This window comes from Streptomyces sp. NPDC002776, assembly GCF_053592195.1.
Genome location: NZ_JBSFVG010000023.1, coordinates 71,553 through 97,265 on the forward strand (window position 1 = coordinate 71,553; position 25,713 = coordinate 97,265).

The following is a 25,713-nucleotide window of genomic DNA, read 5'->3' on the forward strand; positions in this document are numbered from 1 at the left end:
CCCACCGCAGGAGTTGCACCATGAGCCCCAAGCGTTCCCTGATCCGCCGCGCCACTGCCGTGTCCGCGGCCGCCACCGCCGCCCTGGTACTCGCCGCCTGCGGCGGCAACGGCAGCGGCTCGGCCCACAACGGGCACGACGCCGCCTCCCCGTCCACCTCCGCCTCAGCACCCGCGCAGCAGGGCGACCACAACGCGGCCGACACCGCGTTCGCCAAGGGGATGATCCCGCACCACCGTCAGGCCATCGAGATGGCCGACCTTGCCGCGACGCGCGCCGAGTCGGCTGAGGTGAAGAAGCTGGCCGAGGAGATCAAGAAGGCTCAGAACCCGGAGATCAAGACTCTCTCCGGCTGGCTGACTTCCTGGGGCGAGCAGGTCCCGGCCGAGGGCGAGGGCCACGAGGGGCACGACATGTCCGGGATGATGACGGCCGAAGAGATGAAGCAGCTGGAATCGGCCTCGGGCAAGGCGTTCGACACCGCCTTCCTGACGATGATGGTCAAGCACCATGAGGGCGCCGTGGCCATGGCCAAGACCGAGCAGGCCGAGGGCACATACCAGCCCGCCAAGGACATGGCCGGCCAGATCATCACCTCGCAGAGCGCGGAGATCGCCCGGATGAACACCCTCCTCGGCAAGAGCTGAGCCGCAGCCACACACCCCGGGTGCGGGCAGTCGGCAACGGCTGCCCGCACCCGTGCCGGCCAGCCCTTCTTCCCCTCCAAGCGTTCTGGACCCTCACATGTCCCTCCGCTTCCGCACAGTCGCCTTCGCGGCCGCCGCGGCGACCGGCGCCTTGCTGCTGACCGCCTGCTCGAGTCCCGACACCGTGCCCGGGCAGGGCAAGGCCGGTGCGACGAGCGATGCCGACCCGAGGACCGGGCACCTGCACGGTCTCGGCGTCGATCCGGCCGACGGCACTCTCTACGCCGCCGGGCACCACGGCGTCTTTCGCCTCACCCCCGCCGGTGCCGTACGGATCGCCGACCGCTACCAGGACACGATGGGCTTCACCGTCACCGGCCCGCGCACCTTCCTCGCCAGCGGCCACCCCTCACCCACCGACCACGCCGCGTCCTCACCGACCGACCCCGCCGAGTCCTCACCGCATCTGGGCCTGATCCGCAGCACCGACGCCGGACAGACCTGGACCACCGTCTCCGCCGCAGGCGAAGCCGACTTCCACCCCCTCCAGCAGGCCGGCCCCATCCTCTCCGGCCTCGGCAGCCAGACCTCGCAGATCTGGGCCGGCAAGGACACCGGCGCCACGTGGGAGCAGCGCGCGAAGATCCCGGCCGGGGACCTCGCCGCCCACCCCGGGACGCCGCAGGAGGTGTGGGCGACCAGCCGCCACGGGTTGTTGCACAGCACCGACAGCGGTGCCACCTTCCAGCCGGTTCCCGGCGCACCGGCCCTGGCCGCCGTGGAGCAACCGGCTCCCGGCGAGCTGATCGCCCTCACCACGAGCGGCAGGATCCTCACCGGTGGCGACGGGACCTCCTGGACCGAACGCGGCCGCCTCCCGGGCGACGGGCAGGGCTCCGTGCTGACCGCGGCCAGTCCCGACCACCTCCTGGCCGCAGACAGCAACGACGCCGTCCACGAGTCCAAGGACGGCGGGCGCACTTGGACCACCGTGCACCAGGGGGGCCACACGAGCACCGGAGACTGACCCGCCCGACCCGCGCGCCCGAGGTCCCTGCCGGAGTGAAGCCGGAAAGGAACGCCTGCAGAGAGCCTGTGGATCCCCGAGACGGACACGGCACACCGTGCACCGAGGACTTCGTCAGCGGCGGCAGCTCAGCAGCCGAGGAGCACGGCCAGCAGCCGTTGGGTTGTCTCCGTGTCCTCACCGGGTCCGGGACTGCGGGTCATCAGCAGATGGTGGGTCGTGCCGACGAGTGCGAGCGCGATCGTCGCGGTGTCGGCGTCGGCGGGAAGCCGGCCGGCGTGCTGCTCCGCCTGCAAATAGGCGGTGAAGGCGTGCTGGATCGCGTCGAACGCGGGCGCGCCGGACTGGAAGCCCTCCCGGGTGCGCAGTGCGGCTGCCGGGCGGGTCATCGCCAGTCCCACCACCGCGGGAGGCAGGGAGTCCAGCAGGGCGCGGACGACCTCTTGGAGATTGTCGGCAACCGTGGCCTGCCCCACCTTGGCCTGCAGCGCCTCGGCCTGGCGGGCGCTGCGCGCGAACCGGTCCAGGAGCAGCTCGGCGACGAACTCGTCCAGGCCGGTGAAGTGCGTGTGCAGGACACCTTTGGCGCAGTCTGCCTCCGCGGTGATCGCGCGGCTGGTCAGGGCCGCGGCGCCGTCGCGGGCCACTACCCGCTCCGCGGCCGCGAACAGCCGCTCGCGCAAATCCGGAATGGCCACTCCACGAGGTGACACAACAGCCCCTTTCCGTCGGCCCATTGCAAGTATGGGCGCACGCCCATACTCTTTGGGCACTTGCCCATACTAGGGTCGGGGCCCCGTGGTGTCCCGACGGGACGGAGTTCACCCATGGGTCACCTGGTCAACACCGCGCAGGCCGAGGCGTGGAACGGATACGAGGGCGCGCAGTGGGCCCGCAGCCAGGAACGCTGGGACGCAGTCAACGACGGCTTCAACCAGCCCCTCCTGGACGCCGCGGCAATCTCGGCGACCGATCGCATCCTGGACGTCGGCTGCGGGGCCGGACGCACCACCCGCCTCGCGGCCCGACGTGCCGGGCGCGGCCGGGCGCTCGGACTGGACCTGTCGGGTCCGATGCTGGGCAAGGCCCGCGAGAGCGCCCTGCACGAAGGAGTGGAGAACGTCTCCTTCGTTCAAGGCGACGCCCAGGTCCACCCTCTGGAAACCGAGGGGTTCGATGCGGTCATCAGCCGGTACGGCATGACCTTCTTCGCCGACCCGGTCGCCGCGTTCGCCAACCTCCACCGCGCCCTGCGTCCCGGAGGCCGGCTGGCCTTCATCTGCGCGGCCGAAGCCGAGGCCAACGAGTGGCTGGCGGCGCTGGGCTCACTCAAGGCCATCGTGCCGCCCGGCGACTTCGGGAAGCCGGGCGGCCCCGGCATGTTCTCGCTCACCGATCCCGACCGCATCCAAAGCTTGCTTGCGGCGGGCGGGTTCACCGATGTCGAGGTGCAGCGCATCGAGGTACCGGGCAAGTGGGGCACCGACGCGGCGGATGCGGCGGCATTCATGCTGGACTCAGGCCCCGCGCGTCACCTGCTCGACCAGGTCACCCCACAGCAGCAGGCCCACGCCCGTCAGGCGCTGACGGCCGCCCTGCAGCGCCATGAGACGGACGGAGGAGTAAGGCTGCGCAGCAGCTCCTGGCTCGTCACCGCCGTACGCGGCGGGGCCCCGCGGAACTGACCGCCCCGGCCGGTCCGCAGCCGTTTCAGGAGCGGACCATGCGGGCGGTCGCCTGGGGCGCTTCGGTGATCTTGCCCTGGGCCTGGTCGCCTCCTTGCGCGATGGCGTCGGCCACGCAGGACTGGAGGTGGTCGCCCATCATCGTCAGTGCGAAGGACTGCAGCGCCGTGGTCGTGGCGCTGACCTGGGTGCGGACGTCGATGCAGTAGGTGTCCTCCTCGACCAGGCGCTGCAGGCCCCGCGACTGGCCCTCGATGCGGCGCAGCCGCTTGAGGACGTCCTCCTTGTTGGCGGTATAGCCGTGCACGGCGATCCCTTTCGCTTCGGTCGCTCGTTGTTCACGACAAGAGGAACTGTCTTGTGAGTGTGCAAGGCATCGAGGTGTCATCTGAGGAGAAAACGTGTCGGACGTCTTCAACAAGGTCAACCTGCTGTCGGCGGACATGAAGACAGCGACAAGCGGCGGGCCTCGGCCGCTGTATCGGGTTCTTGATTCCAGAAACGGCGAAGCACTCCTGGAGGGCAGGCGGGTGGTGATGGCCGCCTGTAACGACTACCTGGGGCTGTCGGGTGACCCGCGCGTCACACAGGCGGCAGCGCAGGCCGCGCTGCGCTTCGGTACCTCGTGCTCGGCCAGCCGGCTGGTCGGCGGAACGATGCCGCTGCACGAGGACCTGGAGGGCAGACTGGCCGCCTTCCTGGGGGTCGAGGCGGCCATGGTGACCACCACCGGTTTCCAGGCCAATCTCGCTCTGGCTCCTCTGTTCGGTCCCGGTGATGTCGTCTTCAGTGATCGCGCCAACCACGCCTCGCTGGTCGATGCAGTCCAGCTCGGTGCGGCTGAGAAGCGTTTCTACCGTCACTCCGACATGGCGCGGCTGGAGCGGCAGCTCTCCGCAGCCGATCCCGCCGCCGGCAAGGTGATCGTGACGGACGGCGTGTTCTCCATGGAGGGTGACGTGTGCCGTCTCCCTGACCTGCACGCCCTGGCCGTCGCGCACCATGCCCGCCTGATCGTTGACGGAGCCCATGACATCGGTCTCCTCGGCGCCGGCGGGCGAGGGGTGTCCGAGCACTTCGCTCTCCCCGGGGCGGTCGACCTGTACACGGGGACGTTCTCCAAGTGCTTTGGTTCGGTGGGCGGGGTCGTCGCCGGGTCCGCCGAGGTCATTCACTTCTTGCGCCACACGTCCCGGGCGATGCTCTTCACCGCCGCGATGCCCCCTTCGGCGGTCGCGGCGGCGCTCGCCGCGTTGGACATCATCGAGACGGAGCCCGAACGCCGCGTGCGGGTGTTCGAGGTGGCGCGGCAGGTGAACGAGGGGCTGCGGGCGCTGGGCTTCGACACGGGAGAATCGACCACTCCCATCATTCCGGTTCGCATGGGCCAGACCGAGCCGGCCCTGCGCATGTGGCAGGCCGTGCTGGACGAGGGCGTGTTCACCAGCGGGGTCGGGTTTCCGGCGGTGCCGGAGGGGCAGGCGCTGATCCGCCTGTCCCTGCAGGCAGTCCACACCGATGCCCATGTCGCCCGCATCCTCGACGCGTTCGCCGCAGCCGGCCGCCGCCTGGGCTACACCTCCGCCCCCTCACCCGCACCTGTCGGAAGTCAGCGCGCCGACGCCGACCCGATCCTGGCAGCTGCCCGATGACCCTTACCGTCACCACTGTCGAGGGCCGCGCCGACGTCACCGCCTTCATCCGCCTGCCCTACACCCTCTACCGCGATGATCCGCTGTGGGTGGCGCCCTTGGAGCGTGAGCGGCGGGCCTTCCTCGACCCGGCCCGCCATCCCTTCCATGAAGTGGGCACCGTCCAGTTGTTCCTCGCCCGCCGGCAGGGCCAGGTGGTCGGACGGATCGCCGCCATCGTCGATCCCCGCTACACCGAGCGCCACGACCCGCACTGCGGACAGTTCGGCCTCTTCGAGTGCGCCGACGACACCGACACCGCGGCCGCTCTCTTCGACGCGGCCGGTCGCTGGCTGCGCGAGCGCGGTTGCAGCCGGATGCTCGGACCGCTCAGCTACTCCACCAATGACGAGTGCGGTGTCCTCGTGGACGGCTTTGACAGCCCGCCCACCATGCTCATGCCTCACAACCGGCCCTATTACCCGCGGCTGTTCATCGACTGTGCCTTCACCAAGGCCAAGGACCTCCTGTCCTGGCGAGTCCCCATGCCTCCGGGCGGCGAGCCCCCCGCCGCGTTCCGCCGCGTGGCCGAACGTGCCCTCAGCGCCCCCGGCGTCCGCGTCCGCCCCCTGGACCCCAAGCGCTTCGACGCCGACACGGCAGTGATGCGCGACCTCTACAACGACGCCTGGTCGAAGAACTACGCCTCCGTCCCCATGACCGACCGCGAGTTCGCTTACATGGTCCGGCAGATGAAGCCCTTGCTACGCCCCGAACTGGTCCAGATCGCCGAAGTGGACGGTGAGCCCGCGGCCTTCACCCTCGTGCTGCCCGACGCCAACCAGGCCCTCGCCGCCGCCCGAGGGCGTCTGACCACCTACGGCCTGCCCATCGGGCTCATCCGCCTCCAACGGGCAGGCCGCCGCATCACCCGTATCCGCGCCATCGCCACCGGCATCAAGAAGGAACACCGCGCCCGCGGCCTCGTCGCCGCCCTCCTCACCCAAGCCCAGCGCACCGCGTTCCGCCTCGGCTACACGGAGATCGAATACTCCTGGATCCTGGAGGACAACCGCGACGCCAACGGTGTCCCCAGAGCGCTCGGCGGCGCCCACTTCCGCACCCACCGCCTCTACGAACGCACCACCGCATGAAGTACCTCGTCACCGGCGCCACCGGCTTCATCGGTACCCGCCTCGTCGCCCTCCTGGTCGCACAAGGGCATCAGGTGACCGCTCTCGCCCGCCCCGGCCGAAGCGTCTCCGGTGCCCGCACCGTCCGCGGGGACCTTGGCACCGGCGCCGGACTGACCGAAGCAGTCGAGGACGCCGACTGCGTCCTCCACCTCGCCGGACTGACCAGAGCCACCACCCCCCGGCACTACACCGAGGTCAACACCGACGGCACCCGCCGCCTGTGCCGGGCCCTCGCGCGTCTTGCCCGACCGCCACGCCTGGTCTACTGCTCCTCCCTCGCCGCCTCCGGCCCCGGACGCCTGCGCCGCGAGACCGACCTGCCGGCGCCGGTCTCCGCATACGGACGCAGCAAACTCGGCGGCGAGCATGCGCTGCACGAGACCGCACACCGGATCCCCGGCATCATCGTCCGCCCGCCCATCGTCTACGGCCCCGGCGACCGCGAATTCCTGCCCCGTCTCGTCACCGCCGCCCGCACCGGCTTCCTGCCCGTGATCGGCCGGCCGGGACCGCGCCACTACTCCCTCATCCACGTCGACGACCTGTGCCACGCCCTGCTCACAGCCGCCCACACCGGCACCCCAGGGGCCGTCTACCACGTCAGCGACGGCACCGAACACCCCTGGCACGCCATCGGTGCCGCCGTTGCAACCGCCCTCGGCCGACGCCCACCCCGGCTCCTCCACATCCCCGCCCCCCTGGCCAGAGCCGCCGCTCGTACCGTGGGACGAGCATCCATCCTCAACCCGGACAAGATCACCGAAGCACTCCACCCCGCCTGGACCTCCGCCACCAGCTCCCTGCCCTTCACCCCCCGCACCACCCTGCACGACGGACTGACCGCGGCCCTGCGAGGCCACCCATCCACCAGGCCGCCGGCAACAGCGGGTGACACGAGGCCCACCGCCCACAAGCCATGAGGCGGCCGACGCCACCGCACCCGCGCGAGCGCCTGCAGTGAGCTCCAGCTTCGCCCTTCTGGTGGGTTTGTCCATGGACGCCGTAACGAGCTGCCCGCGCAAGACGTGGGGTGATGGGGCTTCGGCAGGTCCTTGGGAGTCGTTCTCAGGGGATGCCGCTCTGCGGCGGGTCGTCGCACGCCGCAGAGCACCGGGCCGATGGCCCTGCCCTGCCGTATCTCCACCGCAAGCGGTCCTGCTCTACTCCTGAGCTTGCCGTTCAACCTCCGGCTCAGACCGCTCCCAGCCAAGAGGCATGCCGGATGTGAAAACAGCTTCTGCCTCGCTGTCACCCATCTGGCCTGCCGTGATGGCAGGGCAAACGCACTCCGGCGAAGGTGGGATGGGCTTCGCCGTCCGCGCAGGCCAAGCCCTTCCGGCCGACCTTGAGGGAGCATCGCCATGTCTGAACGCAACACCGCCATCCGCAGCCTGCACGATCTCGGTCTGGCCGCCTGGTTCGGGGGCTCACTGATGGGAGCGGTCGGCCTCAACGGCGCGGCCCAGGACGAAGGCGGCACGGAGCTGAGCCGAGACCGGATCTCCTCGTCGGGCTGGGCGAAGTGGACGCCGGTCAACGCCGCCGCGATCGGAGCGCACCTGTTCGGCGGTGGCGGGCTGCTCGCCGTGAACGCGCACCGTGTCGCCGCCCAGCAGGGCGTGGGCGCCTCGACCGCGGCCAAGACCGTCATCACCGCGGCGGCTCTGGCGGCAACCGCCTATGCCCGCATCCTGGGCAAGAAGGTCGAGCTGGCCTCCTCCACCGACCCCGACAGCACCGAGAAGGCGGCCAAGCACCCGATCGACCTCGACAAGGCGCGGCGGCAACTGGCCACCGCGCAATGGGCAGTACCGGCCCTGACCGGGTGCCTGGTCGTGCTCAACGCCCTGCACGGCGAACAGCAGCGCCCGAGTGAACAAATGCCTGGCATGTGGGAGCGAGCCCGCTCCGCGACCCACCTGATGTCGTAGGCCTCACCGGAGGGCACTGGAAGTGACCGTCAGCCGTAGGCAACCGGGGTCGACCGCGATCCACGTAGGTGGCGACCGCGGCCTCGACTGATCTTGGCGGCGAGGATACGGGAGCACCCGTATGCGCCCGATACGCGGAGAATGCATGCCGCGATATGTCCGCGACGGCTAGGTGCACACGGAGAAGGCCAGAGCGGACCGGGCTGCCCGAACCCCGGTACAGCAGGCCGCCCTGGTCATGGGCGCGATCTTCCTGCTGGTCAGTGTCCTCGGTTTCATCCCGGGCATCACCACGAACTACGACACCATGAAGTTCGCCGCGCACCACTCCGAGGCCAAGCTACTGGGCATCTTCCAGGTGTCCATCCTGCACAACCTCCTGCATCTGGCCCTCGGCGGAGCCGGAGTGGCCCTCGCGCGCACCGCGGCTGGAGCACGGCTCTACCTCCTGGCCGGCGGTGCCCTCTACCTCGTCCTGTGGCTGTACGGGCTGATCATCGACCACGACAGCACCGCCAACTTCGTCCCGCTCAACACCGCCGACAACTGACTCCACCTGGTGCTCGGCCTCGGCACGGATGACTGGCTGACCGGCACAGGCGATCAGCCAGTCATCCGCAGGCAGTCCCGCCGCACGGGCCAGCCAGCATCCCGTGCAAGCACCAGGCAATGACATTCATGCGGACCGTCGCCACCGCTCCTCAGGAAGTCGACGGCCCCCGGCATCCGACGGGAAGACCAGGGGCCACCTGTCACGACAGGACGGTCATGAAAGCCAGCGGTTCCCAGCCCCACGCGGTGCTGGACCAGGACGACGAGACGGTGCCAATCCCCCCTCTAGGTGTGCACGGCGGCGTCGCTGGGGGTGTCGGGTCAGCGGTGGACGCGGATGGAGGGGTTGCCGGACGACTGCCGGGACACCGCGCACAGCCACGCCCCGTGCGCGCACTTGCGGTTCACCTTCCACGGGCGAGGCGTCACCTCAAGGTGACGGGCGGGGGCTGCCTGTTCATGTGCCGACGGCGGTAACGCCGAACATCAAGGTCCGGCGGCTGACGTCATAGTGCACGGTCGGTGTGCTGCGCAGGAGGTCCTGCAGCACGTCGGCGTCGTCGACGTCGACGGTCAGCACCTCCTCCCAGGCACCTTCGTCCAGCACAAGCTGCAGGGTGAGCGTGCCCCGGGCAGCGGGCTCACCGGCAACCCAACTGAACTGGTAATGACTGAGCTGGCGCACCTTGATGCTGTCGTCCGTGACGGGTTGCGCCACCTTGGTCTTAGCAGGACTGGGCATGATGGCTCTCCTCGCGTGGGGTAGTGGGCTGCCGACGGCTGCAATACAGGACATGGATGTCTCTGCGGCCGCGGGCTACTGAACTCAGACTCAGGGTGACCGGCGGCACCTGCCAGGCGAGGCGCCCACTTGGCCGAGTCCCGTCCCTCAGATCTGTTTACGACAGCACCGATCCCGTTCTCGAGCCCTTCTCGAGCAGCGCGGCACCGCGCCCCAGGCTGTCACCGCCCCGGACGCCGGGGCAAAGAAGCGCATCGGGGCATCCAGCGGTCCAAGTGGCGTATCACGGCATGCGGATGGAGGCGGACGCTGGCCCGTGAAAACACGGATGGTGTACCAGGCGTTCACCCCGCAGGTCCCCGCCCTCAGGAAGGAGACGGACGGCCTGCTTGCTCCCGCGCTCGGTCGAGCTGGTGGTTGAAGAAGCCCATCAGGCGCTGCCGTGCCTGACGCTGATCATTTCAGGTCGATCTGACGTTCGGTCAGTGGCGGCCCCGGTGGCCTCCCGGTCCACAGCGAGCCCGAGGCGGTTCGCGTGGTTGGTGATGGTCACGACGGACCACTCCAACTCAAGGGCGATCTCGTTCCTGCCGACGCCGTCAGCGTGGAGCTGACGAAGACCACCAAAGTCCACCTAGCCTGCGGCGATAAGGGCCACCCCGCTCGGGACTAGTCAAAACGACCTCCCCATGCCGGGCGAAACGGCGCTCCACGTACTGCCGCCCGACCAACAAGTGCCCAAGGGCAGCCGGAAACGCGAAGGGGACGGCAGCGGCTGGCTCAGCAATTCGGACAAGTCGGCTCCTCGCAGGCGTGAACGGTAAGGCCGCTGAGCAGCAACGCGTCAGTGGCGGGGCAGGCTGCAGGACCGCATGCCGGCACAGACCCTGTCCGATTTCACAACGGCCTCGGGGGTGAGATCGACACAGCCCTCCACGACCACGGCTGTAGCCGAAGAGGGCCGGTTGGGAAGACCTCTTGCAATCCTTTGCCGGACGGAGCGGGATATCGTTGTCGGGGACAGGCCGGTCCTGGCCGTCGGGTCGCCGCAGGACGAGGACGGCTGCCGCGAGGGCCCTTGCTTGTACGCCCGCAAGTCCGCAATTGTCCCAGCCCGCCAGGGAACCCCGGGGTCGGGCTGCATCGTGTGGCTGCGTAACGGTCGTGGTGCTGGCCGGGCGTCACCAAGATCGTGTCGCTCTGCGGCGGGTCGTTGCACGACGCAGAGCACCGGGCTGATGACGCCCCGCCTCGTCTGCACCGCTGTCGCCGCCGCCCACCGGTCGGCGAGCAGCTGCTGGAAAGCAAGGGCGGTCGTCGGCGGGCGCGATGTCGACGACGACCAAGCCCTGCTCGCGCACGTGCGTCTCGTGGATCGGGTCCATGCACGGCGCTACGCCCCGGCGGCACGGGAGAGTTCCGCCGCTGCGGTGGCTTCACTCAACCGAGTGGCGGGCCTCGAAGGGCAGTCGCTGCCGTAGGCGAGCGGGCCGGATCCGCTGACCTGCCGTGGTCGGCCCTGTGGTCGGGGCGACCGCTGCCGCGGTCGGGCCTGTGGTCAGGGTGTGTCGCCGGAGTAGTAGAAGCGGCAGCTGAGGCCGGGCCCCTGTGTGCGGGGTTCGCCGGGGCGCGGGTCGTACAGGGCGCGGCCGCCAGGCCACCGCGACAGCTCGGTGGACAGGGCCACGCCATCGTCGACTTCCTCGCTCCGCCAGCCGTGGATGTCCAGCAGCAGGCCGTCCAGCGGCCCGCCGACCAGTGCGGCGTAGGTCCGGTGCGGGAGCGGGCCCGGGTTGGGGTCGTCGTGCTCCGCGCCGTAGACCCGGCCGTTCAGCAGCTGCTCATCGCCGTTCATCCGCCCAAGCCTTGCAGCCGCCACTGACAACGCGCGCTTGCCCAGGCCCGTCTTGGGCTTGCCCGCGTGGCTGGGTCGCCGCGGCTTGCCCACGTCAGGCGCGGAAGCGGGAGAGCCAGGCGTCGGCCTGACATGGATCAATGGTCTGTCGTCGACAGGCCCGCCGCCGGCAGCCGACGTTCCTCCGAGTCCTTTGCCACCCACAGCCCGAACCGGCTCTCCAACTGCTCCAGAACCTGTGTGGGGTTCATGCGCTCGTCCAACGGCCAGCCGAGCGCCAACGGCTCGGCCCCGTCGTCGTACGCCGGAAAGAGTGGGTCGAAGGATGACAGGACCCGCCCGTCCACCGCGTACTCCACCCGCTGTACGGCGTTCACGTCCCGGCTGGCGGCGACGACGCGGGTGCCCCGGGAGAGCGTGGGGAGAAAGCTCACGGCGGAGACGTACGATACGGACGCCTGGATCGCGAAGGACCAGCCCTCGATTGAGCCGGCCCGGATCACGGCGTTCGTCGAAGGACGCAAGAAGCCCAGTTCCTCCACGGCCTCCACATCCAGATCGTCCAGGTGGTCGAGATCGTACGGCTCGTCCGCCGCGTTGCGGGTCTCGATCTCCCGGGCCTCGAAGGCGGTGAGCGGGAAGACGGACTCGCGCCGGGCGCCGAGGCGTTCGAGCACCTCCTCCGGGGTGAGGTCCTCGCAGAAGACGAGGCTGTAGCCGTACGGATAGGCCTCGTACACCCAGCGGAGTCCGTCCATCAGTCCGTCACCTCGTCAGCATCCCGTGGCAGGGATTGGGCGTGCAGCGAAGGAGACCCAGCGGGGTTGCAGATGCTGGGGGCCCTTGTAGTGCGAGCCTTCCGCGGAAACACGGCTGTCGAACGTGCTGACGTTGCAGCTGAACGCACCCTGCCATATGACGGCCAGGTCATGGGTGACACCATGTCCGGCCGGCCGCTGCCCGCCGACCGCTGGCGGTCCGTGACCGTGCCCGTTGGACGGCTTCATCGCCGGCCCCAACTCCCGTCCCGACAACCCGCTCAGTGACGGCGGAATGCGCATCCACGAATGGGCCTTCGGTGTCGAGAGCTGGCGGGAGCGCGCGCCAGAGCATCGACGTAGGGCAGGCCAACCCGGACGACGACATCGTCCGGGAGAACTTCTCCCGCGCCGGTGCCTACGTCATGGGCCACACCCCGCGGGAACCCTGGGTACGGCAGGGCGGCACCACCTTCACCTTCGTGACCGAAGGAATCGACACCGCACTTGCCCGGGCCCGCAAGGCCGCAGGGGACGAAGACGTCCAGATCTCGGGCGGGGCAGACACCGTACGACAGTCCATCAACGCGCCGGACCGCTGGACAAACTCCGGATTCACCTAGCCCCCTCGTGCTCGGCTCGGGCCTCCGGCTCTTCGACCACGTCTCACCCGGTCTCAGCCTCGAACTCCCACGGGTGGTCGACTCCCCCCAGGTCACTCACCTCACGTACCGGATCACATCGTCCTAGCCAGGCACCGAACCGCACTCCACGGTACGGAGAACTCATCCAGCTCGGTTGGAACCGGTCCTCAAGTCCCTCGCCAGCGGTCCGTCGATGCCTCCCGATCCGGTGACGCCACTGCCCATCATCAACAACAGGAGGGGAAAGTCATCTCACAGACCCGAAGCCGGACACCGCACGAGGAGACCGCGGGCACCGAGGAGGCTCCGCTCGGCGAGGCCGGCCCCGGTGTCTCCGACGAACTGGCCGAGGACCTGGACGAGGACCCCACGGTCCGGGACTGACAACCACGGTGGCTGCATGCCCAGAACAGCGATCTCCGCAGACAGGGCATCTACAACTGATCGATCTCGGCGTGCCGGGACGCTGCCCGACAGTAACTCGCCTTCACCGGCCAGGTGATCGAGTGGCGCCGTCCGTCGCCGTACTACGTCGTTCCCGTACGGGACGAGGAATCCGCCGGTATCCGGGAGGTGGCCGCCATGGCCGTGTACGGCTGGGGCGTGATCCCGGTGGACGCCCGCATCGGCGCGGTCGAGTGCACGACGTCCCTCTTCCCGAAGGACGGCCGCTGCCTGCTGCCGATCAAGGCCGCCGTGCGCAGGCCAAAGGGGCTCTCGTGGAGCTGACGGTCAGGCTCTGAGGGCGCCGACCGAGTCCCGCACCAGGTCGGCGAGCTCGTCCACGCCGAGGCCGGAGCAGTCGACGCGCTGGCGCGCGATGCCCGGGCGGGCCCCGCCCAGCCAGTCCAGGACGGCCTGATAACGCTGACGGGTCATCGACAGGAAGGTTCTGGTCTCGTGCAGTTCGCCGGCGCGGCCCCGTTCCCGGGTGCGGCTCAGCGCCTCCGTGACCGGCAGGTCGAGCAGAAGGACGCCGTCGGGCGGCGAGACGCCGAACCGGCGCTCGAGCCGGTCGAGCATCTCCTCGAGCGGCCGGGTGCCCAGCTCCAGCATCTCCTCGCCCAGCGCCCAGGGATCGGCATGGCCGGTGCGGGTCACCAGCCAGTCGCGCACGTCGCGGGCGGCGCGCGGCTCCTGCCGCCGCCACCAGGCCTCCACATCGCCGCCGGATGCGTCGTCCCTGGCCAGTTGCCCGAACAGCGGCAGGTAGACCAGCGGGTCGACGAGCGGGTGACGGTCTGCGAGCAGGACCCGAGCCCCACGGGCCGCGTGCCGTTCGGCCGGGCCGTACAGGCACAGTTGGAGGGAGAGAACGGCGACCTTCAGCTGGATGCGGCCCACGGCGTCGGCCGCGGCCGACGCGCCGGCCAGGGACCTGGACAGTCCGGCGACGGGACTGTGGGGGTCGTCGTGGGCTCGGATCGCGTGCACGACCGCGAAACCGTCCCGCTCGGCCAGCCGGCGGAGCAGCGTGGTCTTGCCGCTGCCGTCGATGCCGACCACGGCCACCCGCACGTCACTCACCGTCCCGGGTCCGGTCCAGGTCCCACAGGCGGAATGCGGTGTGCACCACGCCCGGCAGGAACCCGAACTCGCGCTCGGCGTGGCCCGTGACGTACAGCGCCAGCCGGTTCATCAGGAACTCGCGCAGGGCCAGGCGGTGGCCCCGGTGCCAGTCGGTGGTGGCGACCAAGCGCGCCGCCCGCGGCGACTCCGCCGCCACCGCGTCGGCGTGCACGGCGAGCAAGCCGTCGACATCGGTCGCCGTCGCCTCAGGGCCGAGGGTGAACGCCAGGAGTTCCACGACATCGCGCTGCGGTACGTCGATCGTGGCGAGTTCCCAGTCGTAGACGACCATGCGTCCCTTGTGGCGGGCGATGTTGCGCGGGTTGAAGTCGTTGTGGACCAGCGTGCGGGGCAGGACCTGGAGTTCCTGGGACCAGTAACCGACGCTCTCGGCGATGCCCAGCAGGATGTCGAGACGGGCACCGTCGATCAGGTCGGGCTGGTCGGCAGCCGCCTGTCGGGCGAGTGCCTCCCACAGCTCCCGCGCCTTGGCCAGTTGGGCGGGCTCGGGCACCCGGCGGAGCCAGCCTTCGGCGAGCAGTTCCTGGTCGCGGCCGAGCCAGTGGCCGTGCACGGGCGCGATGGCGCGCAGCGCTTCGGCGATCCGGTCGCGGGTCCACGGGCCGCCGTCGTCACGCAGCCGTTCCATCAGGATGACGTACGCCTCGCGCTCGTCGTCCTCCAGCAGGCCGTAGCAGCGCGGCAGCAGCCGGGTCAGGGCGGTCTCGGTGCGCCGGAAGACGGCGAGTTCGCGGAGGTGGGCGTCGGTGAACTCGGTGTCCGCTCCCCAGCGGCCCCAGGCCCGGGCGGCCTCCGGCGCGCACAGCGAGAGCAGTTTCGCGATGCCGGAGACGATCTCGTCGCCGCGGGCCTTGACCTTCGCCACCAGGTCCACGGTGGTGGAGTCACCCTCGCCGCGGGTGAGGGTCACCGTCAGCGGATGCAGACCGGTCAGCTTGCGGCGCTCGGCCAGGGCGCCGAGTTCGCTGGAGATGCCGTCGCCGTGCAGGGGCGGCGCCTGCCGGACGCGGCCGACGTGCAGGCGCGGATCGCCGAGGCCCTCGGCCAGCACGGGTTGCAGCAGGGCCGCGTTCAGGTCGCCGGACTGGAGGAAGTCGACGCGGCGAGCCCGGCCGAGCCGCTGGTGGGCTTCGGCGAACTGGCCGCTGACCACGGCCGCCATCGTCGACAGGTCCAGGGCGAGTGCGAACCCGGTGACGATCTCGGCGAACCGGCGGGCGCCGCCCTCGCCCGCGCAGCCCAGGACGGTCAGCAGATCGCGCTGGTGCGGCAGGGCGGTGCCGCCGCCGACAGTGCCCACCACCAGGTTGGGCAGCAGGATGGTCGCGACCAGGTCGTCAGCGTCCTGCTCCATGGAGAAGATCGACACGCCGGACTCATGGACGCAGGCCACGTCCTGGCCCGTCGCCACGAACAGGGCCGCGACGATGTTCGCCGCGTTGACGCCCATCCCGGTCGTCCCGGCCTGCTGGGCGCCGAGCACGGTCGCGACATGCCCCTTGACCATGGCCTCGGGGGTGGTCTTGAGCACCGAGGCGACGGTGTGCCGGGGCAGTCTGCACTCTGCGGTCACCCGGGTCCCCCGGCCGGCCAGCAGCGAGACGGCGGTGGTCTTCTTGTCACCGCTGAGGTTGCCCTCCAGCATCATCCCCAACGGGCGCAAGCGGTCGTCGGCGGCGAGCTCGTCGGTCAGCCATCGGCAGATCTGCCAGGTCGCCGCCGTCGTCATGTTCTGCCCGGCGGCGTCGGCGGTCTCGTAGACGAACCGCACATGGAGCCGGCGGCCGATCTGGTACGGGTCGACGTCGATCAGGCGGGTGTGCCGGGAGACCGCACGCACCTGCTCGTCCAGCCGTCCGCGGTGGGTGTGCAGCCAGGCGGTGAACCGACGTGCGGCGGCGATGTCGGCGAACTCGAACGCGGGGGCCCGGGTCATCCGCTGGGCGAGCACGTGGGTGGTGACCCCGCCGGACTCGGTGACGGCCCGTGCACCGCGCGAGGCCGACGCCACGAGCGCGCCCTCGGTGGTGGCCAGCGGGGCGACCACGCTCCCGCGGGCCGCGTCACCGGTGAACAGCAGCGGGCCCGCGAGGCCCACCGGCACCTCGACGGAGCCCACGAAATTCTCCACGTTGCCGACCAGGTGCTGAGCGGTCAGACCGGTTCCCTCCAGCGAGCCCAGCTCCGTGCCGCTGCGTCCGCGCAGCCAGGTCAGCCGCTTTCGGCGGGCCTCCTCGGTGTACTGGCCACGGCCGGGGATCACGTCGGTCATCAGCATCGCCTCCTCATCCGTCGTCTTGGTGGCGGGTCCGCCGTTCCCACGGGGCCCCGGTGCCGTGGTGCTTCAGGCGGCCTCCGGCGCGGCGGAGGCGACGAGCCGCTCCCAGGCCTCCTCGCCGGGCAGGAACACCCGGTCCTTGACCCGAGGCGGACGCTGCCCGCCCCGCACGGCGCGCTCCCACTCCCGCAGGAAGGCGTCCGGGTGGACCTCGATCACCTCGGCCGGGCCGATGCATCCCGAGCGGCGGCCCTCCCGGTAGCCCGGGCACTGCTCGGCCAGCCGGGCGTCCAGGGCGGCGCCCAGGGCCGGCGCCGACGGGCCCGCGAAGGCCACAGCGACCTGGTACCGGCCGCCCGGGCCGGCGCCCGCCAGGCGGAACGTCGCGTTGCGGATCTCGGCGCCCGCGTCGTGGCAGGCGGCGCGCAGCGCGCGCACGGCGACGGCCTCGCTCAGCCGCTCCCCGGCGGCGGAGCGGACGACGTCACGTCCGGCGTACTCGATACGCGGGGTGCGCCCCTGGTACCCGACGACGCGGACGACGTCCATGACCGCGCACCGGTACAGGCCGCCGACGTGGGTGAGGACGAGGTGGTAGTCCTGGCCCGGCTCCAGCTCGGTGGCGGCGAGCGTCTCGCTGTCGGCGGTGACCGGCCCGTCCGCCGGCACGAACTCGTAGACGCAGCCCGGCACATACAGCGGAGCGCCGGGCCGCTGGTCGACCGGCACGGCCGCGGGCCCCTCGCAGGAAGCGACCGGCGCGCCGAACAGCCGTACGCCCGGCCCGTACGTCTCGCGCACGCGCGGCAGATACAGCGAGGCGAGGGCGCTGTTCCAGACGAAGACGGCGCTCAGGCGCGGCCAGAGGTGGTAAGGCAGAAGCGTGCCGAACCGCTGGGCGTACCGCTCGAACTCGTCGGCGCGCTCGGGGTCGGGCCGGGTGTGCGGGCGGCCGTCGAGCGTGCCGGCGCGGAGGTCCGCGGCCAGCCGGGGATACAGGGTGCGCAGCATGTACGGCAGTCCGGCGACCATCGCGGGGTTGACGCCGATGACGATCCGGATGTCCTGCTCGGCGGCGAGGCGCAGTTTGTAGTAGCTGCGGTCCCAGGGGCCCGCCGTGGCCAGTTCCGCGGGGATGCGACTCCACTCGGCGTCGTTGCCGAACCCGACGGCGGAGTCCTCGCCGAACTTGCTGTAGTCGACCTGGCTGGCGCCGATGTGCGGCTGCCCGTGGCCGGTGCGGGAGATGGGTGAGGTCGGGTCCTGCCACAGGTTGAGAACGGCGCCGGGCATCGAGAGGGCCTGCGGCAGGCTCTGCAGGAGCGGGGCGAAACTGGCGTGGTAGAAGGGCAGGAAGGTGCCCTGCATATAGCTGCGGGTGACCGGGATGTGCTTCTCGCGGCCGGTGCTGCCGCTGGAGGAGAAGTAGACGACGGGGTCGTCCGCGGTCAGTACGGCCTGCTCGCCGCCCATCGCCCGTTCGATCCACGGCATCAGCTCCTGGTGGGTGCGGATCGGCACCGCCCGGCGCAGGTCGTCGAGGCCGCGTACGCAGGCCAGGCGGTGCTCCCGGCCAAAGGCGGTGTCGCTGTTGCGCTCCAGGATGCTGCCGAGCAGGTCGCGTTGGACCTCTTCGGGGTCCTCCAGGGCGGCGAGGAAGCGGCGGTGCTCGGCGAGTACGCGTTCGGCCCGCATGTCAGTGCTCTCCTTCGGGGTGCTGCAGCCGCAGGACGCCGTACAGGCGCAGCCGGTCGGGGTCGGTGGGGCTGGGGGCGATGCGCGTGTGGGCCGAACCGGCGCGGGACGGGTCCAGCGCGTCGCGGAACTCGTCGGGGTGCAGATCGGCTCGGTGGGTGAGGCGGAGGGTGTCGCCGGGGCGGATCAGTCCGCACAGGGCCGCCTCGGCGATCAGGTGGTGGGCGTGGACCAGGTAGGCGGCGGTGCTGACCTCGCGCGTGGCGAGCACCGCGGCCACGGTGCGGTCCGACGGAGGACCGGGGACGGTGAGGACGAGCGGCTCGTCCGGTACGGGGATCGGGGCCGGGGCCTCGAAGGCGCGCAGCAGCCGGGAGAGCGGCTGGAGTCGGCCGCGTCGCGCCGGGCCGTACCAGGCGAGGTCGGCGGCGGGAGTGGCGTGCCGGTACGGGTGACGGGCGGCGAGGGCGGCGGGGCGGCCGCTGAGGAACACGGTTCTGGTGAACGTGCGGTACCAGCCGTCGGCCGGCACGGGCGGCAGGGCGAGGGCGAAACCGGCGACGCCGGTGAGGAAGGACGGCACGTCGAGGCGGGCCACCACGACGGCCGCGGTCAGGCCGTGGGTGACCGGCGCGTCGCCGAGTCCGCGCCTGACGGCCGCCAGCCGGGCCAGGGCGGCGGCGGCCAGCGGACCGTCGGCGCGGGAGGCGGAGGCGGGCCGGAAGAGGAGGGCGTGCTGTGCGTTCATGTATAGAGCGCCCGGAGTTGGGGGGTCGGCGGGATGACGCGGCCGCCCAGGAGGGAGGCGGTCAGCCGGTAGGGGTCGACGTATCCGGGGCGGGTGCGCAGCCGCGCGAGCGCCTCGTCGAGGGTGCGGTCGGCCGGAGCGGCGCCGCGGTCGGCCGCCGCGTCGAGGAGGCGGGCGGCCCGTCCCACGCAGCGGCGCAGCAGCGGCATGCGGAAGGGCTGGGCCGAGCCGCGCTGGAGAGTGCCGGTGAAGTACAGGCGCATGCCGAGCCGGTAGGCGGCCCGGTCCGCGCTGCCCGCGGCGGCGGACAGTTCGCCGAGGGTCGCGCCGCTCCAGCCGCCGTACCGGCTGGAGCGGGTGGTTCCGGCGATGGGGACCCGGCTGAGGGAGAGCCGGGCGACGCGGGCGCCGAACTCGGTCAGCACACGGTCCAGGAGCACGTAGTCGGCGGTGAGGTCGTCGTCGCAGATGAGCAGGAACGTCCGGTCGGGGCGGATCATCGGGATCAGTTCACGCAGGATCGGCAGCAGGTAGTTGGGGTGGCCGTCGGCTCCGACGAGCCGGCGCAGCGGCAGGCCCCAGCGGGTGCCGTCGAGGTGGACGGGGCCGCCGTAGGGCCGGTGGTCGAGGAGGAGTCCGCGGTCGGCGAGCAGGCCGAGCGCGGCGGACGCGGGGATGCCGAGCGGGCGGTCGAGGGCGAGGCCCGGGTCGGCCACGCCGAGCAGGTCCAGTTCGGCACGCCACAGGTCGAGCATGCGGCGCCCGGCGGGGTGGACCCAGCCGGTGTCGTCGGCGCGGGACAGATAAGCATCGAGGGTGCGCGGGTCGGTGCGGGGCCGTCCGGCGTGGTAGCGGACGTAGCGCTCGCCGATGGCCAGGGCCGTCTCGGCGCTCCAGTCGGTGTCCGGTTCGGTCAGGTCGAGATGGCGCCAGAAGGCGGTCGACTGGGCGGTGACGGTGGCCGTGCGGTTGTTCCAGACGAGGCGGACCGGGGTGAGCCGGGAACTCGCCTTGACCAGCAGGTCGGTCCAGAGCAGTCCTTTGACGTGGGTGGGGGTGAGGGGCTTGGTGGGGGTGATGGTCACCGGCGCCACGACGAGTTCGGCGCCCGCCCGGGGGCCGGCTGTCGCGTCGACGGTCACGGAGTGCTCCTTTCCGGTCGGGCGGCGCCCGGTCAGGCGCTGAGGTGAGCGCGCAGCATCTCGGCGGTGCGGAAGGCGAGTTCGAGGGACTGGGCGGCGTTCAGACGGGGGTCGCAGGAGGTCTCGTAGCGGGTACCGAGCCGCTCGTCGACGATCTCGTCCAGGTCGCCGCCGAGGCACTCGGTGACGTCGTCGCCGGTGAGTTCGAGGTGGACGCCGCCGGGGTGGGTGCCCTCCTGGGCGTGCGCGGCGAAGAAGTCGCCGATCTCTGCGGTGATATCGGTCAGGCGGCGCGTCTTGTAGCCGCCGACCGACACGAAGGTGTTGCCGTGCATGGGGTCGCAGGTCCACACCGGCAGATGTCCGGCCTCCCGGACGGCCCGCAGCAGCGGCGGCAGCAGGTCGGCGCCGCGTCCGGCGCCGAGCCGGGTGATGAGCACCAGCCGGCCGGGGGTGCGGTGCGGGTCGAGGCGTTCGCACAGCGCCAGCAGTTGTTCCGCTGTGGTGGACGGTCCCACCTTGATGCCGACCGGGTTGGCGAGGCCGGCGAGCAGTTCCACGTGGGCGCCGTCGAGCTGCCGGGTGCGGTCTCCGATCCACAGAAGGTGGGCGCTGGTGCCGAACCAGGCGCGGCGCTGTTCGTCGTAGCGGGTCAGCGCCTGTTCGTAGGGCGGCAGCAGGGCTTCGTGCGAGGTGTAGAGGCGGGTCTGGTGGAGGACCGGCTGGGCGCCGGTGTCCACGCCGCAGGCGTTCATGAAGCGCAGGGCCCAGGCGATGTCCTCGGCCGCCTTCTCGTAGCGCCGGCCTGCGGGGCTGCGCCGGACGGACTCCTGGTTCCAGGCGTGGACCTGGTCGAGGTCGGCGAAACCGCCGAGGGTGAGGGCGCGCAGCACGTTCAGGGCCGCGGAGGAGTGGTGGTAGGCGCGCAGCATGCGGTCGGCGTCGGGGCGGCGGGCCTCGGGGGTGAACTCGGGGCCGTTGACGATGTCGCCGCGGAAGGCGGGCAGTTCGACGCCGTCGACGGTCTCGGTGGGGCGGCTGCGCGGCTTGCCGAACTGGCCCGCGATGCGGCCGACCTTCACCACGGGCAGGCCCGAGCCGAAGGTGAGCACGATGGCGAGCTGAAGGATGACCCGCAGCTTGCCGCGGACACCGTCCTCGGTGCAGGAGGCGAAGGGCTCGGCGCAGTCGCCGGCCTGGAGCAGGAAGCCGTCGCCGGCCGCGACTGCGGCGAGTTCGCGCCGCAGGTCGAGGATCTCGCCGGGCAGGACGAGCGGGGGCTGGAGGGCGAGGGTGCCGGTCACCCGCCGCAGCGCCTCAAGGTCGGGCCAGTCGGGCTGCTGGGCGGCGGGGCGGTCGCGCCAGGAGGCAGGGGTCCAGCCCGGCGGGGGCGGGGCGGCCTGGTCCTGGCGGGCCGCGGCGGGCGTGGGCAGCAGCGTCATGCCGTCAGCTCCTTGATCGTGGCGGCGGGGTCGTCCGCCCGCATCAGCAGCTCTCCGACGAGTACGGCGTCCACTCCGGCCCGGGCCAGGGCGCGGGCGTCGTGCGCGTCGCGTACGCCGCTCTCGGCGACGAGGATCCGGCCGGCGCCGACGCGGGGGCGCAGCCGTGCGGACAGGGTGCGGTCGATGGTGAAGTCACGCAGGTCGCGGTGGTTGACGCCGATGACGGTGGCGCCGGCCTCCAGTGCTCTGTCGACCTCGTCGGCGGCGTGTGTCTCGACCAGCGCCTCCATGCCCAGTTCCCGTGTGCGGGCGAGGAGTTGGGCGAGCCGCTCGGTGGACAGGGCGGCCACGATCAGCAGGACGGCGTCGGCACCGAGCGCGCGGGCCTCCAGGAGCTGGTACTCGTCGGTGATGAAGTCCTTGCGCAGGACGGGCAGTCCGCTCTCGGCACGGGCCACGGAAAGGTGTTCGGGGCTGCCGCCGAAACCGTCCTCGTGGGTGAGGACGGACAGCGCGTGGGCGCCACCGTCACGGTAGGCGCGGGCTCGTTCGACCGGGCGGTAGTCGTCGGTCAGCGGGCCCTTGGAGGGGCTGCGCGGCTTCATCTCGGCGATGACGCAGAGGCCGGGCTCCGCCAGGGCAGCGGCGAGGTCCCGGGGCGCGGGCTCGGCGGCGGCCGCCTGCGCCATATCGGCGTCGGGGCAGGTGGCACGACGCCGTGCGGTCTGCCGTTCGGCCTGGGCGATCAGGGTCGCGAGGATGTCGGTCATGCCGGGATCTCCAGGGCGGCCGTGGGGTGGTGGGAGACGCGGGCCCAGCGGGTCAACAGGGTGGCGGCCGTGCCGGTGTCGACGGCCTCGGCGGCCTGGCCCAGGGCGTCGTGCCAGTCGGCCGCGGTGCCGGCGACGCGCAGTGCGGCGGCGGCGTTGAGCAGGACGACGTCGCGGGCCGGTCCTGGTTCGCCGGCCAGCACGCGGCGGATGATCGCCGCGTTGACGGCGCGGTCGCCGCCGGCCAGGTCGTCGGGGCGGGCTGGTGCGAGGCCCGTCGCGGCGGGGTCGAAGCGGTGGGTCGTGCGGTGTCCGTCGCGAAGTTCGACGACATGGGCGGGACTTCCGGTGCTCAGCTCGTCCATGCCGTCCTCGCTGTGGAAGACCAGGGCGCGGGTGACGCCGAGCCGGTGCAGCACCTCGGTCATCGGCTCGACCAGGGCGGCGTCAGGCACGCCCAGGATGCGCAACCGGGCACCGGACGGGTTGAGCAGCGGTCCGAGGAGGTTGAAGACGGTCCGGGCGCCCAGTTCACGGCGCGGGCCGGCGGTGTGCCGGAAGGCCGGGTGGAACACCGGCGCGAACAGGAAGGTGATGCCCGTCGCAGCCAGGCAGCGGGCGGCCTCGTCGGGGCCCAGGTCGATGCGGACGCCGAGCTCCTCCAGCACGTCGGCGCTGCCGCAGGCGGAGGAGGCGCTGCGGTTGCCGTGCTTGGCGACGCGCACCCCGCAGGCGGCGGCCACGACGGCGGCGGCGGTGGAAATGTTGAAGGTGTTCAGGCCGTCGCCGCCGGTGCCGCAGGTGTCGAGCACGTCCCCGTCGACGCCGAGCGGGGTGGTGAACTCCAGCGCGGCGCGGGCCATTCCGGTCAGGTCGTCCACGGACTCGCCGCGCGCGGTGACCGCCAGGGCGAAGCCGGCGATCTGGGCGGAGGTGGCTTCGCCGCGCATGATGACGCGCATCGCCGCCGCGGCCTCGTCCTCGGTGAGCCGGCGTCGCGCGAGGGCACGCAGTACGTCAATCATCGCTGAGCTCCAGGAAGTTCGCGATCAGCTGTTTGCCCTCGGGGCTGAGCACCGACTCGGGGTGGAACTGGACGCCGTGGGTGGGGTGGTCGCGGTGGCGCAGCCCCATCAGGGTGCCGTCGGGGGTGCGGGCCACCGCGAGGAGTGCGTCCGGCAGGTCGTGCGGCGCGACGACGAGGGAGTGGTAGCGGGTGGCGGTGAAGGGGTCGGGCAGTCCGGCGAACACGCCGCTGCCGTCGTGGTGCACGGGCGAGGTCTTGCCGTGCACGGGCGTGCCGGGCACCACGCTGCCGCCGAACGCGGCCGCGATGCTCTGGTGGCCCAGGCACACACCGAGGATGGGGAGCCGGCCGCTGAGGGCGCGGACGGCCTCGACGGAAATGCCCGCCTCGGCGGGGGCGCCGGGGCCGGGGGAGAGCAACAACAGGTCGAAGGCGGCCAGTTCGGCGATGTCGACGGCGTCATTGCGGAACACCGTGGGTTCACCGCCGAGTTCGGCGACGTAATGCACGAGGTTGTAGGTGAAGGAGTCGTAGTTGTCGATCACCGCGACCAGTGGCCGGGCGGACCGCGCCCGGGTCGCGTGGCTGTCCGTCACCGTTGTGCCTCCGCTTCCGCACGGCGTACGGCCGTGATCATCGCGAGGGACTTGTGCAGGGTCTCGTGGAACTCGGCGACTGCGTCCGAGTCGGCGACGATCCCGGCGCCCGCCTGGACATGCACCTGTCCGTCGGCGACGACGACGGTGCGCAGGGCGATCGCGAAGTCGGCCAGGCCGTCGTACCCGGCGAAGCCGACGGCCCCGCCATAGACGCCGCGTCGATGCGGTTCGAGCTCCGCGATGATCTCCATGGCCCGGATCTTGGGCGCCCCGGACAGGGTGCCGGCGGGGAAGGCGGACCGCAGGGCGTCCAGGACGGTGCGGCCGGGGGCGAGCCGGCCGGAGACGGTCGACGACAGGTGCATCACGTGCGAGAAGCGCTCGACCCGCATCAGCTGGTCCACCCGGACCGTGCCGGGCTCGGTGACCCGGCCGAGGTCGTTGCGGCCGAGGTCGACGAGCATCACGTGCTCGGCGCACTCCTTCTCGTCGGTGAGGAGTTCGCGCTCCAGCTCCAGGTCCGCCCCCGGGTCGGGGTGGCGGGGCCGCGTGCCCGCCAGCGGACGGGTCTGCACGCGCTCGCCCTCCGCCTTGACCAGCAGCTCTGGGGAGGCGCCGATGACGTGCCGCCCCTCCCCCAGGCTCAGGTGGTACATGTACGGCGACGGGTTGGTGGCCCGCAGATGCCGGTACAGGTCGAGGGGCGGGGCGGAGAGCGGGCGGCTGAGCCGCCGGGAGAGCACGATCTGGAAGGCGTCCCCCGCCGCGATGTGCGCTCGGGCACGCTCGACGCGCTCGGTGAACTCACGCTCTGTCAGGTTCGCCGTCCAGCCGGAGGTGTCCGCCTCGGCCGCCGGATCGGGGCGCCGCAGCGGACGGCCGGTGAAACCGGGCACCGGGCCGGCGCCGCGCAGCCGGTCGCCCAGACGCACGATCCGGCCGACGGCGTCGTCGTAGGACTCCCGGGCCGGGCGGTGCAGGGTGATCAGCAGGACGCGGCGGGTGGCGTGGTCGAAGACCACCAGGTCCTGCGCGGACAGGAACGCCGACTCGGGCAGGCCGGGCGGAGCGCCCGCGGCGAGTGGCAGCACCTCGAAGTGCCGGGCCGCCTCGTAGCCCAGGTAACCGACGAAGCCACCGTGGAACGGCGGCAGCCCTTCGACGGGGGCCTCGCGCAGGGCGAGCCGGAACTCCAACACGGCCAGCGGGTCGCCGTCGGGCAGGTCGAGCGGGGCGGGCCGGTGGCCGACGTAGGAGTAGCGGGCGACGCCGCCCGAGACCGGCACGCTCTCCAGCAGGAAGCCGGGCTCGTCGGGTCCGCACAGCTGGGCGAACGCGGTGACGGGGCTGATGCCGTCGGCCAAGAACTCCTGGTACAGCGGGACGATGTCGTAAGCGTGCCCGAGGGCGGCGGCCGTGGCCCGGTCGGGCACGGTGGCCCGGACCGCCTCGGCCGTGACCTCCGCGGCTTCTTCGGTGAGATGGGTGGTCATGTCGCCTTCCTCGGCTGGGCCGGCGCGGGACTTCCTCCGGGCTGTTCGCCGCGGACTGTGCACGCGGCCTCGAATTCCACCGCAGCGCACTCTACGAATGCGGCTTATGCCTTCGCTATACCTGCGGTATTGAACCTATTTCATCCTGGGCTGTCGGGTGAATCAGGCTGGTCAGGTGCGGTGACGTGGCGAAGCCCCTCGTCGTTGGTGTGGTGATCTCACTCAACACGCCGACGGCCGGGGGGCTTCGTTGGTTCC

Annotated in this window: 26 protein-coding genes; 10 read left to right on the top strand and 16 right to left on the bottom strand. The window is 71.5% G+C overall.

Going from position 1 to position 25,713, the window contains the following annotated elements:
- Nucleotides 1-20: 20 nt before the first annotated feature.
- Together ACWD11_RS31705 and ACWD11_RS31710 are read left to right on the top strand one after the other, a co-directional pair.
- Nucleotides 21-647, top strand: coding sequence for a DUF305 domain-containing protein (locus ACWD11_RS31705; protein WP_451287163.1), 627 nt, complete (start codon nucleotides 21-23; stop codon nucleotides 645-647).
- 97 nt (nucleotides 648-744) lie between these two features.
- The gene (locus ACWD11_RS31710) at nucleotides 745-1,674 is read left to right on the top strand and encodes a F510_1955 family glycosylhydrolase (RefSeq protein WP_451287165.1); all 930 of its coding nucleotides are present in this window, start codon (nucleotides 745-747) and stop codon (nucleotides 1,672-1,674) included.
- A gap of 128 nt (nucleotides 1,675-1,802) precedes the next feature.
- Here the strand turns inward: ACWD11_RS31710 and ACWD11_RS31715 are convergent, their stop codons facing one another.
- On the bottom strand, nucleotides 1,803-2,387 hold the full coding sequence (locus tag ACWD11_RS31715; RefSeq protein WP_451287167.1) for a TetR/AcrR family transcriptional regulator: 585 nt from the start codon (nucleotides 2,385-2,387) through the stop codon (nucleotides 1,803-1,805).
- Between the two features lie 114 nt (nucleotides 2,388-2,501).
- On the opposite strand from ACWD11_RS31715, the gene ACWD11_RS31720 reads away from it, so the two are divergent.
- Nucleotides 2,502-3,359, top strand: coding sequence for a class I SAM-dependent methyltransferase (locus ACWD11_RS31720; protein ID WP_451287169.1), 858 nt, complete (start codon nucleotides 2,502-2,504; stop codon nucleotides 3,357-3,359).
- A gap of 25 nt (nucleotides 3,360-3,384) precedes the next feature.
- Here the strand turns inward: ACWD11_RS31720 and ACWD11_RS31725 are convergent, their stop codons facing one another.
- On the bottom strand, nucleotides 3,385-3,666 hold the full coding sequence (locus ACWD11_RS31725) for a metal-sensitive transcriptional regulator (protein WP_451287171.1): 282 nt from the start codon (nucleotides 3,664-3,666) through the stop codon (nucleotides 3,385-3,387).
- A 94-nt stretch (nucleotides 3,667-3,760) separates the two neighbouring features.
- Here ACWD11_RS31725 and ACWD11_RS31730 point away from each other — a divergent pair, with 94 nt between their 5' ends.
- The 5 genes from ACWD11_RS31730 to ACWD11_RS31750 all read left to right on the top strand — a co-directional run bounded on the left by ACWD11_RS31730 (nucleotide 3,761) and on the right by ACWD11_RS31750 (nucleotide 8,667).
- Complete coding sequence (locus ACWD11_RS31730; protein ID WP_451287173.1) at nucleotides 3,761-5,011, top strand: aminotransferase class I/II-fold pyridoxal phosphate-dependent enzyme; 1,251 nt, start codon at nucleotides 3,761-3,763, stop codon at nucleotides 5,009-5,011.
- Complete coding sequence (locus ACWD11_RS31735) at nucleotides 5,008-6,144, top strand: GNAT family N-acetyltransferase (protein WP_389420112.1); 1,137 nt, start codon at nucleotides 5,008-5,010, stop codon at nucleotides 6,142-6,144. Before ACWD11_RS31730 ends, ACWD11_RS31735 begins: the two co-directional genes overlap by 4 nt.
- Nucleotides 6,141-7,106 (top strand): NAD-dependent epimerase/dehydratase family protein, encoded by a 966-nt coding sequence (locus tag ACWD11_RS31740; RefSeq protein ID WP_451287175.1) that lies wholly within the window; start codon nucleotides 6,141-6,143, stop codon nucleotides 7,104-7,106. The genes ACWD11_RS31735 and ACWD11_RS31740 overlap by 4 nt, the downstream gene beginning before the upstream one ends.
- Before the next feature lie 441 nt (nucleotides 7,107-7,547).
- The gene (locus ACWD11_RS31745) at nucleotides 7,548-8,117 is read left to right on the top strand and encodes a hypothetical protein (protein ID WP_389420114.1); all 570 of its coding nucleotides are present in this window, start codon (nucleotides 7,548-7,550) and stop codon (nucleotides 8,115-8,117) included.
- Nucleotides 8,118-8,289: 172 nt separating this feature from the next.
- Nucleotides 8,290-8,667, top strand: coding sequence for a DUF4383 domain-containing protein (locus tag ACWD11_RS31750; protein WP_451287177.1), 378 nt, complete (start codon nucleotides 8,290-8,292; stop codon nucleotides 8,665-8,667).
- 459 nt (nucleotides 8,668-9,126) lie between these two features.
- Here the strand turns inward: ACWD11_RS31750 and ACWD11_RS31755 are convergent, their stop codons facing one another.
- The 4 genes from ACWD11_RS31755 to ACWD11_RS31770 form a co-directional block, all read right to left on the bottom strand.
- Nucleotides 9,127-9,411 carry a hypothetical protein gene (locus tag ACWD11_RS31755; protein ID WP_389420115.1) on the bottom strand — a complete coding sequence of 95 codons (285 nt, stop codon included), beginning with the start codon at nucleotides 9,409-9,411 and terminating at the stop codon, nucleotides 9,127-9,129.
- Between the two features lie 1,181 nt (nucleotides 9,412-10,592).
- A complete protein-coding gene (locus ACWD11_RS31760) occupies nucleotides 10,593-10,796 on the bottom strand; it encodes a DUF6207 family protein (protein ID WP_451287179.1) in 204 nt (67 codons plus the stop codon).
- Nucleotides 10,797-10,969: 173 nt separating this feature from the next.
- Nucleotides 10,970-11,266: a hypothetical protein gene (locus tag ACWD11_RS31765; RefSeq protein WP_451287181.1), complete on the bottom strand. Its 297-nt coding sequence runs from the start codon at nucleotides 11,264-11,266 to the stop codon at nucleotides 10,970-10,972.
- A 137-nt stretch (nucleotides 11,267-11,403) separates the two neighbouring features.
- Nucleotides 11,404-12,024, bottom strand: a complete 621-nt coding sequence (locus ACWD11_RS31770; RefSeq protein ID WP_451287183.1) for a DUF6461 domain-containing protein — start codon at nucleotides 12,022-12,024, stop codon at nucleotides 11,404-11,406.
- Between the two features lie 320 nt (nucleotides 12,025-12,344).
- Here ACWD11_RS31770 and ACWD11_RS31775 point away from each other — a divergent pair, with 320 nt between their 5' ends.
- Complete coding sequence (locus ACWD11_RS31775) at nucleotides 12,345-12,647, top strand: hypothetical protein (RefSeq protein ID WP_451287185.1); 303 nt, start codon at nucleotides 12,345-12,347, stop codon at nucleotides 12,645-12,647.
- Nucleotides 12,648-13,166: 519 nt separating this feature from the next.
- Nucleotides 13,167-13,397, top strand: a complete 231-nt coding sequence (locus tag ACWD11_RS31780) for a DUF1905 domain-containing protein (protein ID WP_451287187.1) — start codon at nucleotides 13,167-13,169, stop codon at nucleotides 13,395-13,397.
- A 3-nt stretch (nucleotides 13,398-13,400) separates the two neighbouring features.
- Here the strand turns inward: ACWD11_RS31780 and ACWD11_RS31785 are convergent, their stop codons facing one another.
- The 10 genes from ACWD11_RS31785 to ACWD11_RS31830 all read right to left on the bottom strand — a co-directional run bounded on the left by ACWD11_RS31785 (nucleotide 13,401) and on the right by ACWD11_RS31830 (nucleotide 25,455).
- Complete coding sequence (locus tag ACWD11_RS31785) at nucleotides 13,401-14,195, bottom strand: DEAD/DEAH box helicase family protein (RefSeq protein ID WP_389420123.1); 795 nt, start codon at nucleotides 14,193-14,195, stop codon at nucleotides 13,401-13,403.
- The gene (locus ACWD11_RS31790; protein WP_451287189.1) at nucleotides 14,188-16,530 is read right to left on the bottom strand and encodes a hypothetical protein; all 2,343 of its coding nucleotides are present in this window, start codon (nucleotides 16,528-16,530) and stop codon (nucleotides 14,188-14,190) included. Before ACWD11_RS31790 ends, ACWD11_RS31785 begins: the two co-directional genes overlap by 8 nt.
- A gap of 72 nt (nucleotides 16,531-16,602) precedes the next feature.
- A complete protein-coding gene (locus ACWD11_RS31795) occupies nucleotides 16,603-18,231 on the bottom strand; it encodes a GH3 family domain-containing protein (RefSeq protein ID WP_451287191.1) in 1,629 nt (542 codons plus the stop codon).
- Between the two features lies 1 nt (nucleotide 18,232).
- Nucleotides 18,233-18,979, bottom strand: coding sequence for a DUF6182 family protein (locus ACWD11_RS31800; protein ID WP_451287193.1), 747 nt, complete (start codon nucleotides 18,977-18,979; stop codon nucleotides 18,233-18,235).
- Nucleotides 18,976-20,121, bottom strand: a complete 1,146-nt coding sequence (locus ACWD11_RS31805) for a hypothetical protein (RefSeq protein WP_451287195.1) — start codon at nucleotides 20,119-20,121, stop codon at nucleotides 18,976-18,978. Before ACWD11_RS31805 ends, ACWD11_RS31800 begins: the two co-directional genes overlap by 4 nt.
- A 32-nt stretch (nucleotides 20,122-20,153) precedes the next feature.
- A complete protein-coding gene (locus ACWD11_RS31810) occupies nucleotides 20,154-21,563 on the bottom strand; it encodes a class II 3-deoxy-7-phosphoheptulonate synthase (protein WP_389420128.1) in 1,410 nt (469 codons plus the stop codon).
- On the bottom strand, nucleotides 21,560-22,336 hold the full coding sequence (trpC, locus tag ACWD11_RS31815; protein ID WP_451287197.1) for an indole-3-glycerol phosphate synthase TrpC: 777 nt from the start codon (nucleotides 22,334-22,336) through the stop codon (nucleotides 21,560-21,562). Before trpC ends, ACWD11_RS31810 begins: the two co-directional genes overlap by 4 nt.
- Nucleotides 22,333-23,361, bottom strand: a complete 1,029-nt coding sequence (trpD, locus tag ACWD11_RS31820; RefSeq protein WP_451287199.1) for an anthranilate phosphoribosyltransferase — start codon at nucleotides 23,359-23,361, stop codon at nucleotides 22,333-22,335. Before trpD ends, trpC begins: the two co-directional genes overlap by 4 nt.
- Nucleotides 23,354-23,959, bottom strand: a complete 606-nt coding sequence (locus tag ACWD11_RS31825) for an anthranilate synthase component II (protein WP_451287201.1) — start codon at nucleotides 23,957-23,959, stop codon at nucleotides 23,354-23,356. Before ACWD11_RS31825 ends, trpD begins: the two co-directional genes overlap by 8 nt.
- A complete protein-coding gene (locus ACWD11_RS31830) occupies nucleotides 23,956-25,455 on the bottom strand; it encodes an anthranilate synthase component I family protein (RefSeq protein WP_451287203.1) in 1,500 nt (499 codons plus the stop codon). Before ACWD11_RS31830 ends, ACWD11_RS31825 begins: the two co-directional genes overlap by 4 nt.
- Nucleotides 25,456-25,713: the final 258 nt, after the last annotated feature.

What these genes read in the sequence shown, in the direction of transcription:
- ACWD11_RS31705 (WP_451287163.1), top strand. Translation starts at nt 21, where the DNA reads ATGAGCCCCAAGCGTTCCCTGATCCGCCGCGCCACTGCCGTGTCCGCG.
- ACWD11_RS31710 (WP_451287165.1), top strand. Translation starts at nt 745, where the DNA reads ATGTCCCTCCGCTTCCGCACAGTCGCCTTCGCGGCCGCCGCGGCGACC.
- ACWD11_RS31720 (WP_451287169.1), top strand. Translation starts at nt 2,502, where the DNA reads ATGGGTCACCTGGTCAACACCGCGCAGGCCGAGGCGTGGAACGGATAC.
- ACWD11_RS31735 (WP_389420112.1), top strand. Translation starts at nt 5,008, where the DNA reads ATGACCCTTACCGTCACCACTGTCGAGGGCCGCGCCGACGTCACCGCC.
- ACWD11_RS31740 (WP_451287175.1), top strand. Translation starts at nt 6,141, where the DNA reads ATGAAGTACCTCGTCACCGGCGCCACCGGCTTCATCGGTACCCGCCTC.
- ACWD11_RS31745 (WP_389420114.1), top strand. Translation starts at nt 7,548, where the DNA reads ATGTCTGAACGCAACACCGCCATCCGCAGCCTGCACGATCTCGGTCTG.
- ACWD11_RS31755 (WP_389420115.1), bottom strand. Translation starts at nt 9,411, where the DNA reads ATGCCCAGTCCTGCTAAGACCAAGGTGGCGCAACCCGTCACGGACGAC.
- ACWD11_RS31760 (WP_451287179.1), bottom strand. Translation starts at nt 10,796, where the DNA reads ATGGACCCGATCCACGAGACGCACGTGCGCGAGCAGGGCTTGGTCGTC.
- ACWD11_RS31765 (WP_451287181.1), bottom strand. Translation starts at nt 11,266, where the DNA reads ATGAACGGCGATGAGCAGCTGCTGAACGGCCGGGTCTACGGCGCGGAG.
- ACWD11_RS31770 (WP_451287183.1), bottom strand. Translation starts at nt 12,024, where the DNA reads ATGGACGGACTCCGCTGGGTGTACGAGGCCTATCCGTACGGCTACAGC.
- ACWD11_RS31790 (WP_451287189.1), bottom strand. Translation starts at nt 16,530, where the DNA reads ATGACCGACGTGATCCCCGGCCGTGGCCAGTACACCGAGGAGGCCCGC.
- ACWD11_RS31795 (WP_451287191.1), bottom strand. Translation starts at nt 18,231, where the DNA reads ATGCGGGCCGAACGCGTACTCGCCGAGCACCGCCGCTTCCTCGCCGCC.
- ACWD11_RS31800 (WP_451287193.1), bottom strand. Translation starts at nt 18,979, where the DNA reads ATGAACGCACAGCACGCCCTCCTCTTCCGGCCCGCCTCCGCCTCCCGC.
- ACWD11_RS31810 (WP_389420128.1), bottom strand. Translation starts at nt 21,563, where the DNA reads ATGACGCTGCTGCCCACGCCCGCCGCGGCCCGCCAGGACCAGGCCGCC.
- trpC (WP_451287197.1), bottom strand. Translation starts at nt 22,336, where the DNA reads ATGACCGACATCCTCGCGACCCTGATCGCCCAGGCCGAACGGCAGACC.
- trpD (WP_451287199.1), bottom strand. Translation starts at nt 23,361, where the DNA reads ATGATTGACGTACTGCGTGCCCTCGCGCGACGCCGGCTCACCGAGGAC.
- ACWD11_RS31830 (WP_451287203.1), bottom strand. Translation starts at nt 25,455, where the DNA reads ATGACCACCCATCTCACCGAAGAAGCCGCGGAGGTCACGGCCGAGGCG.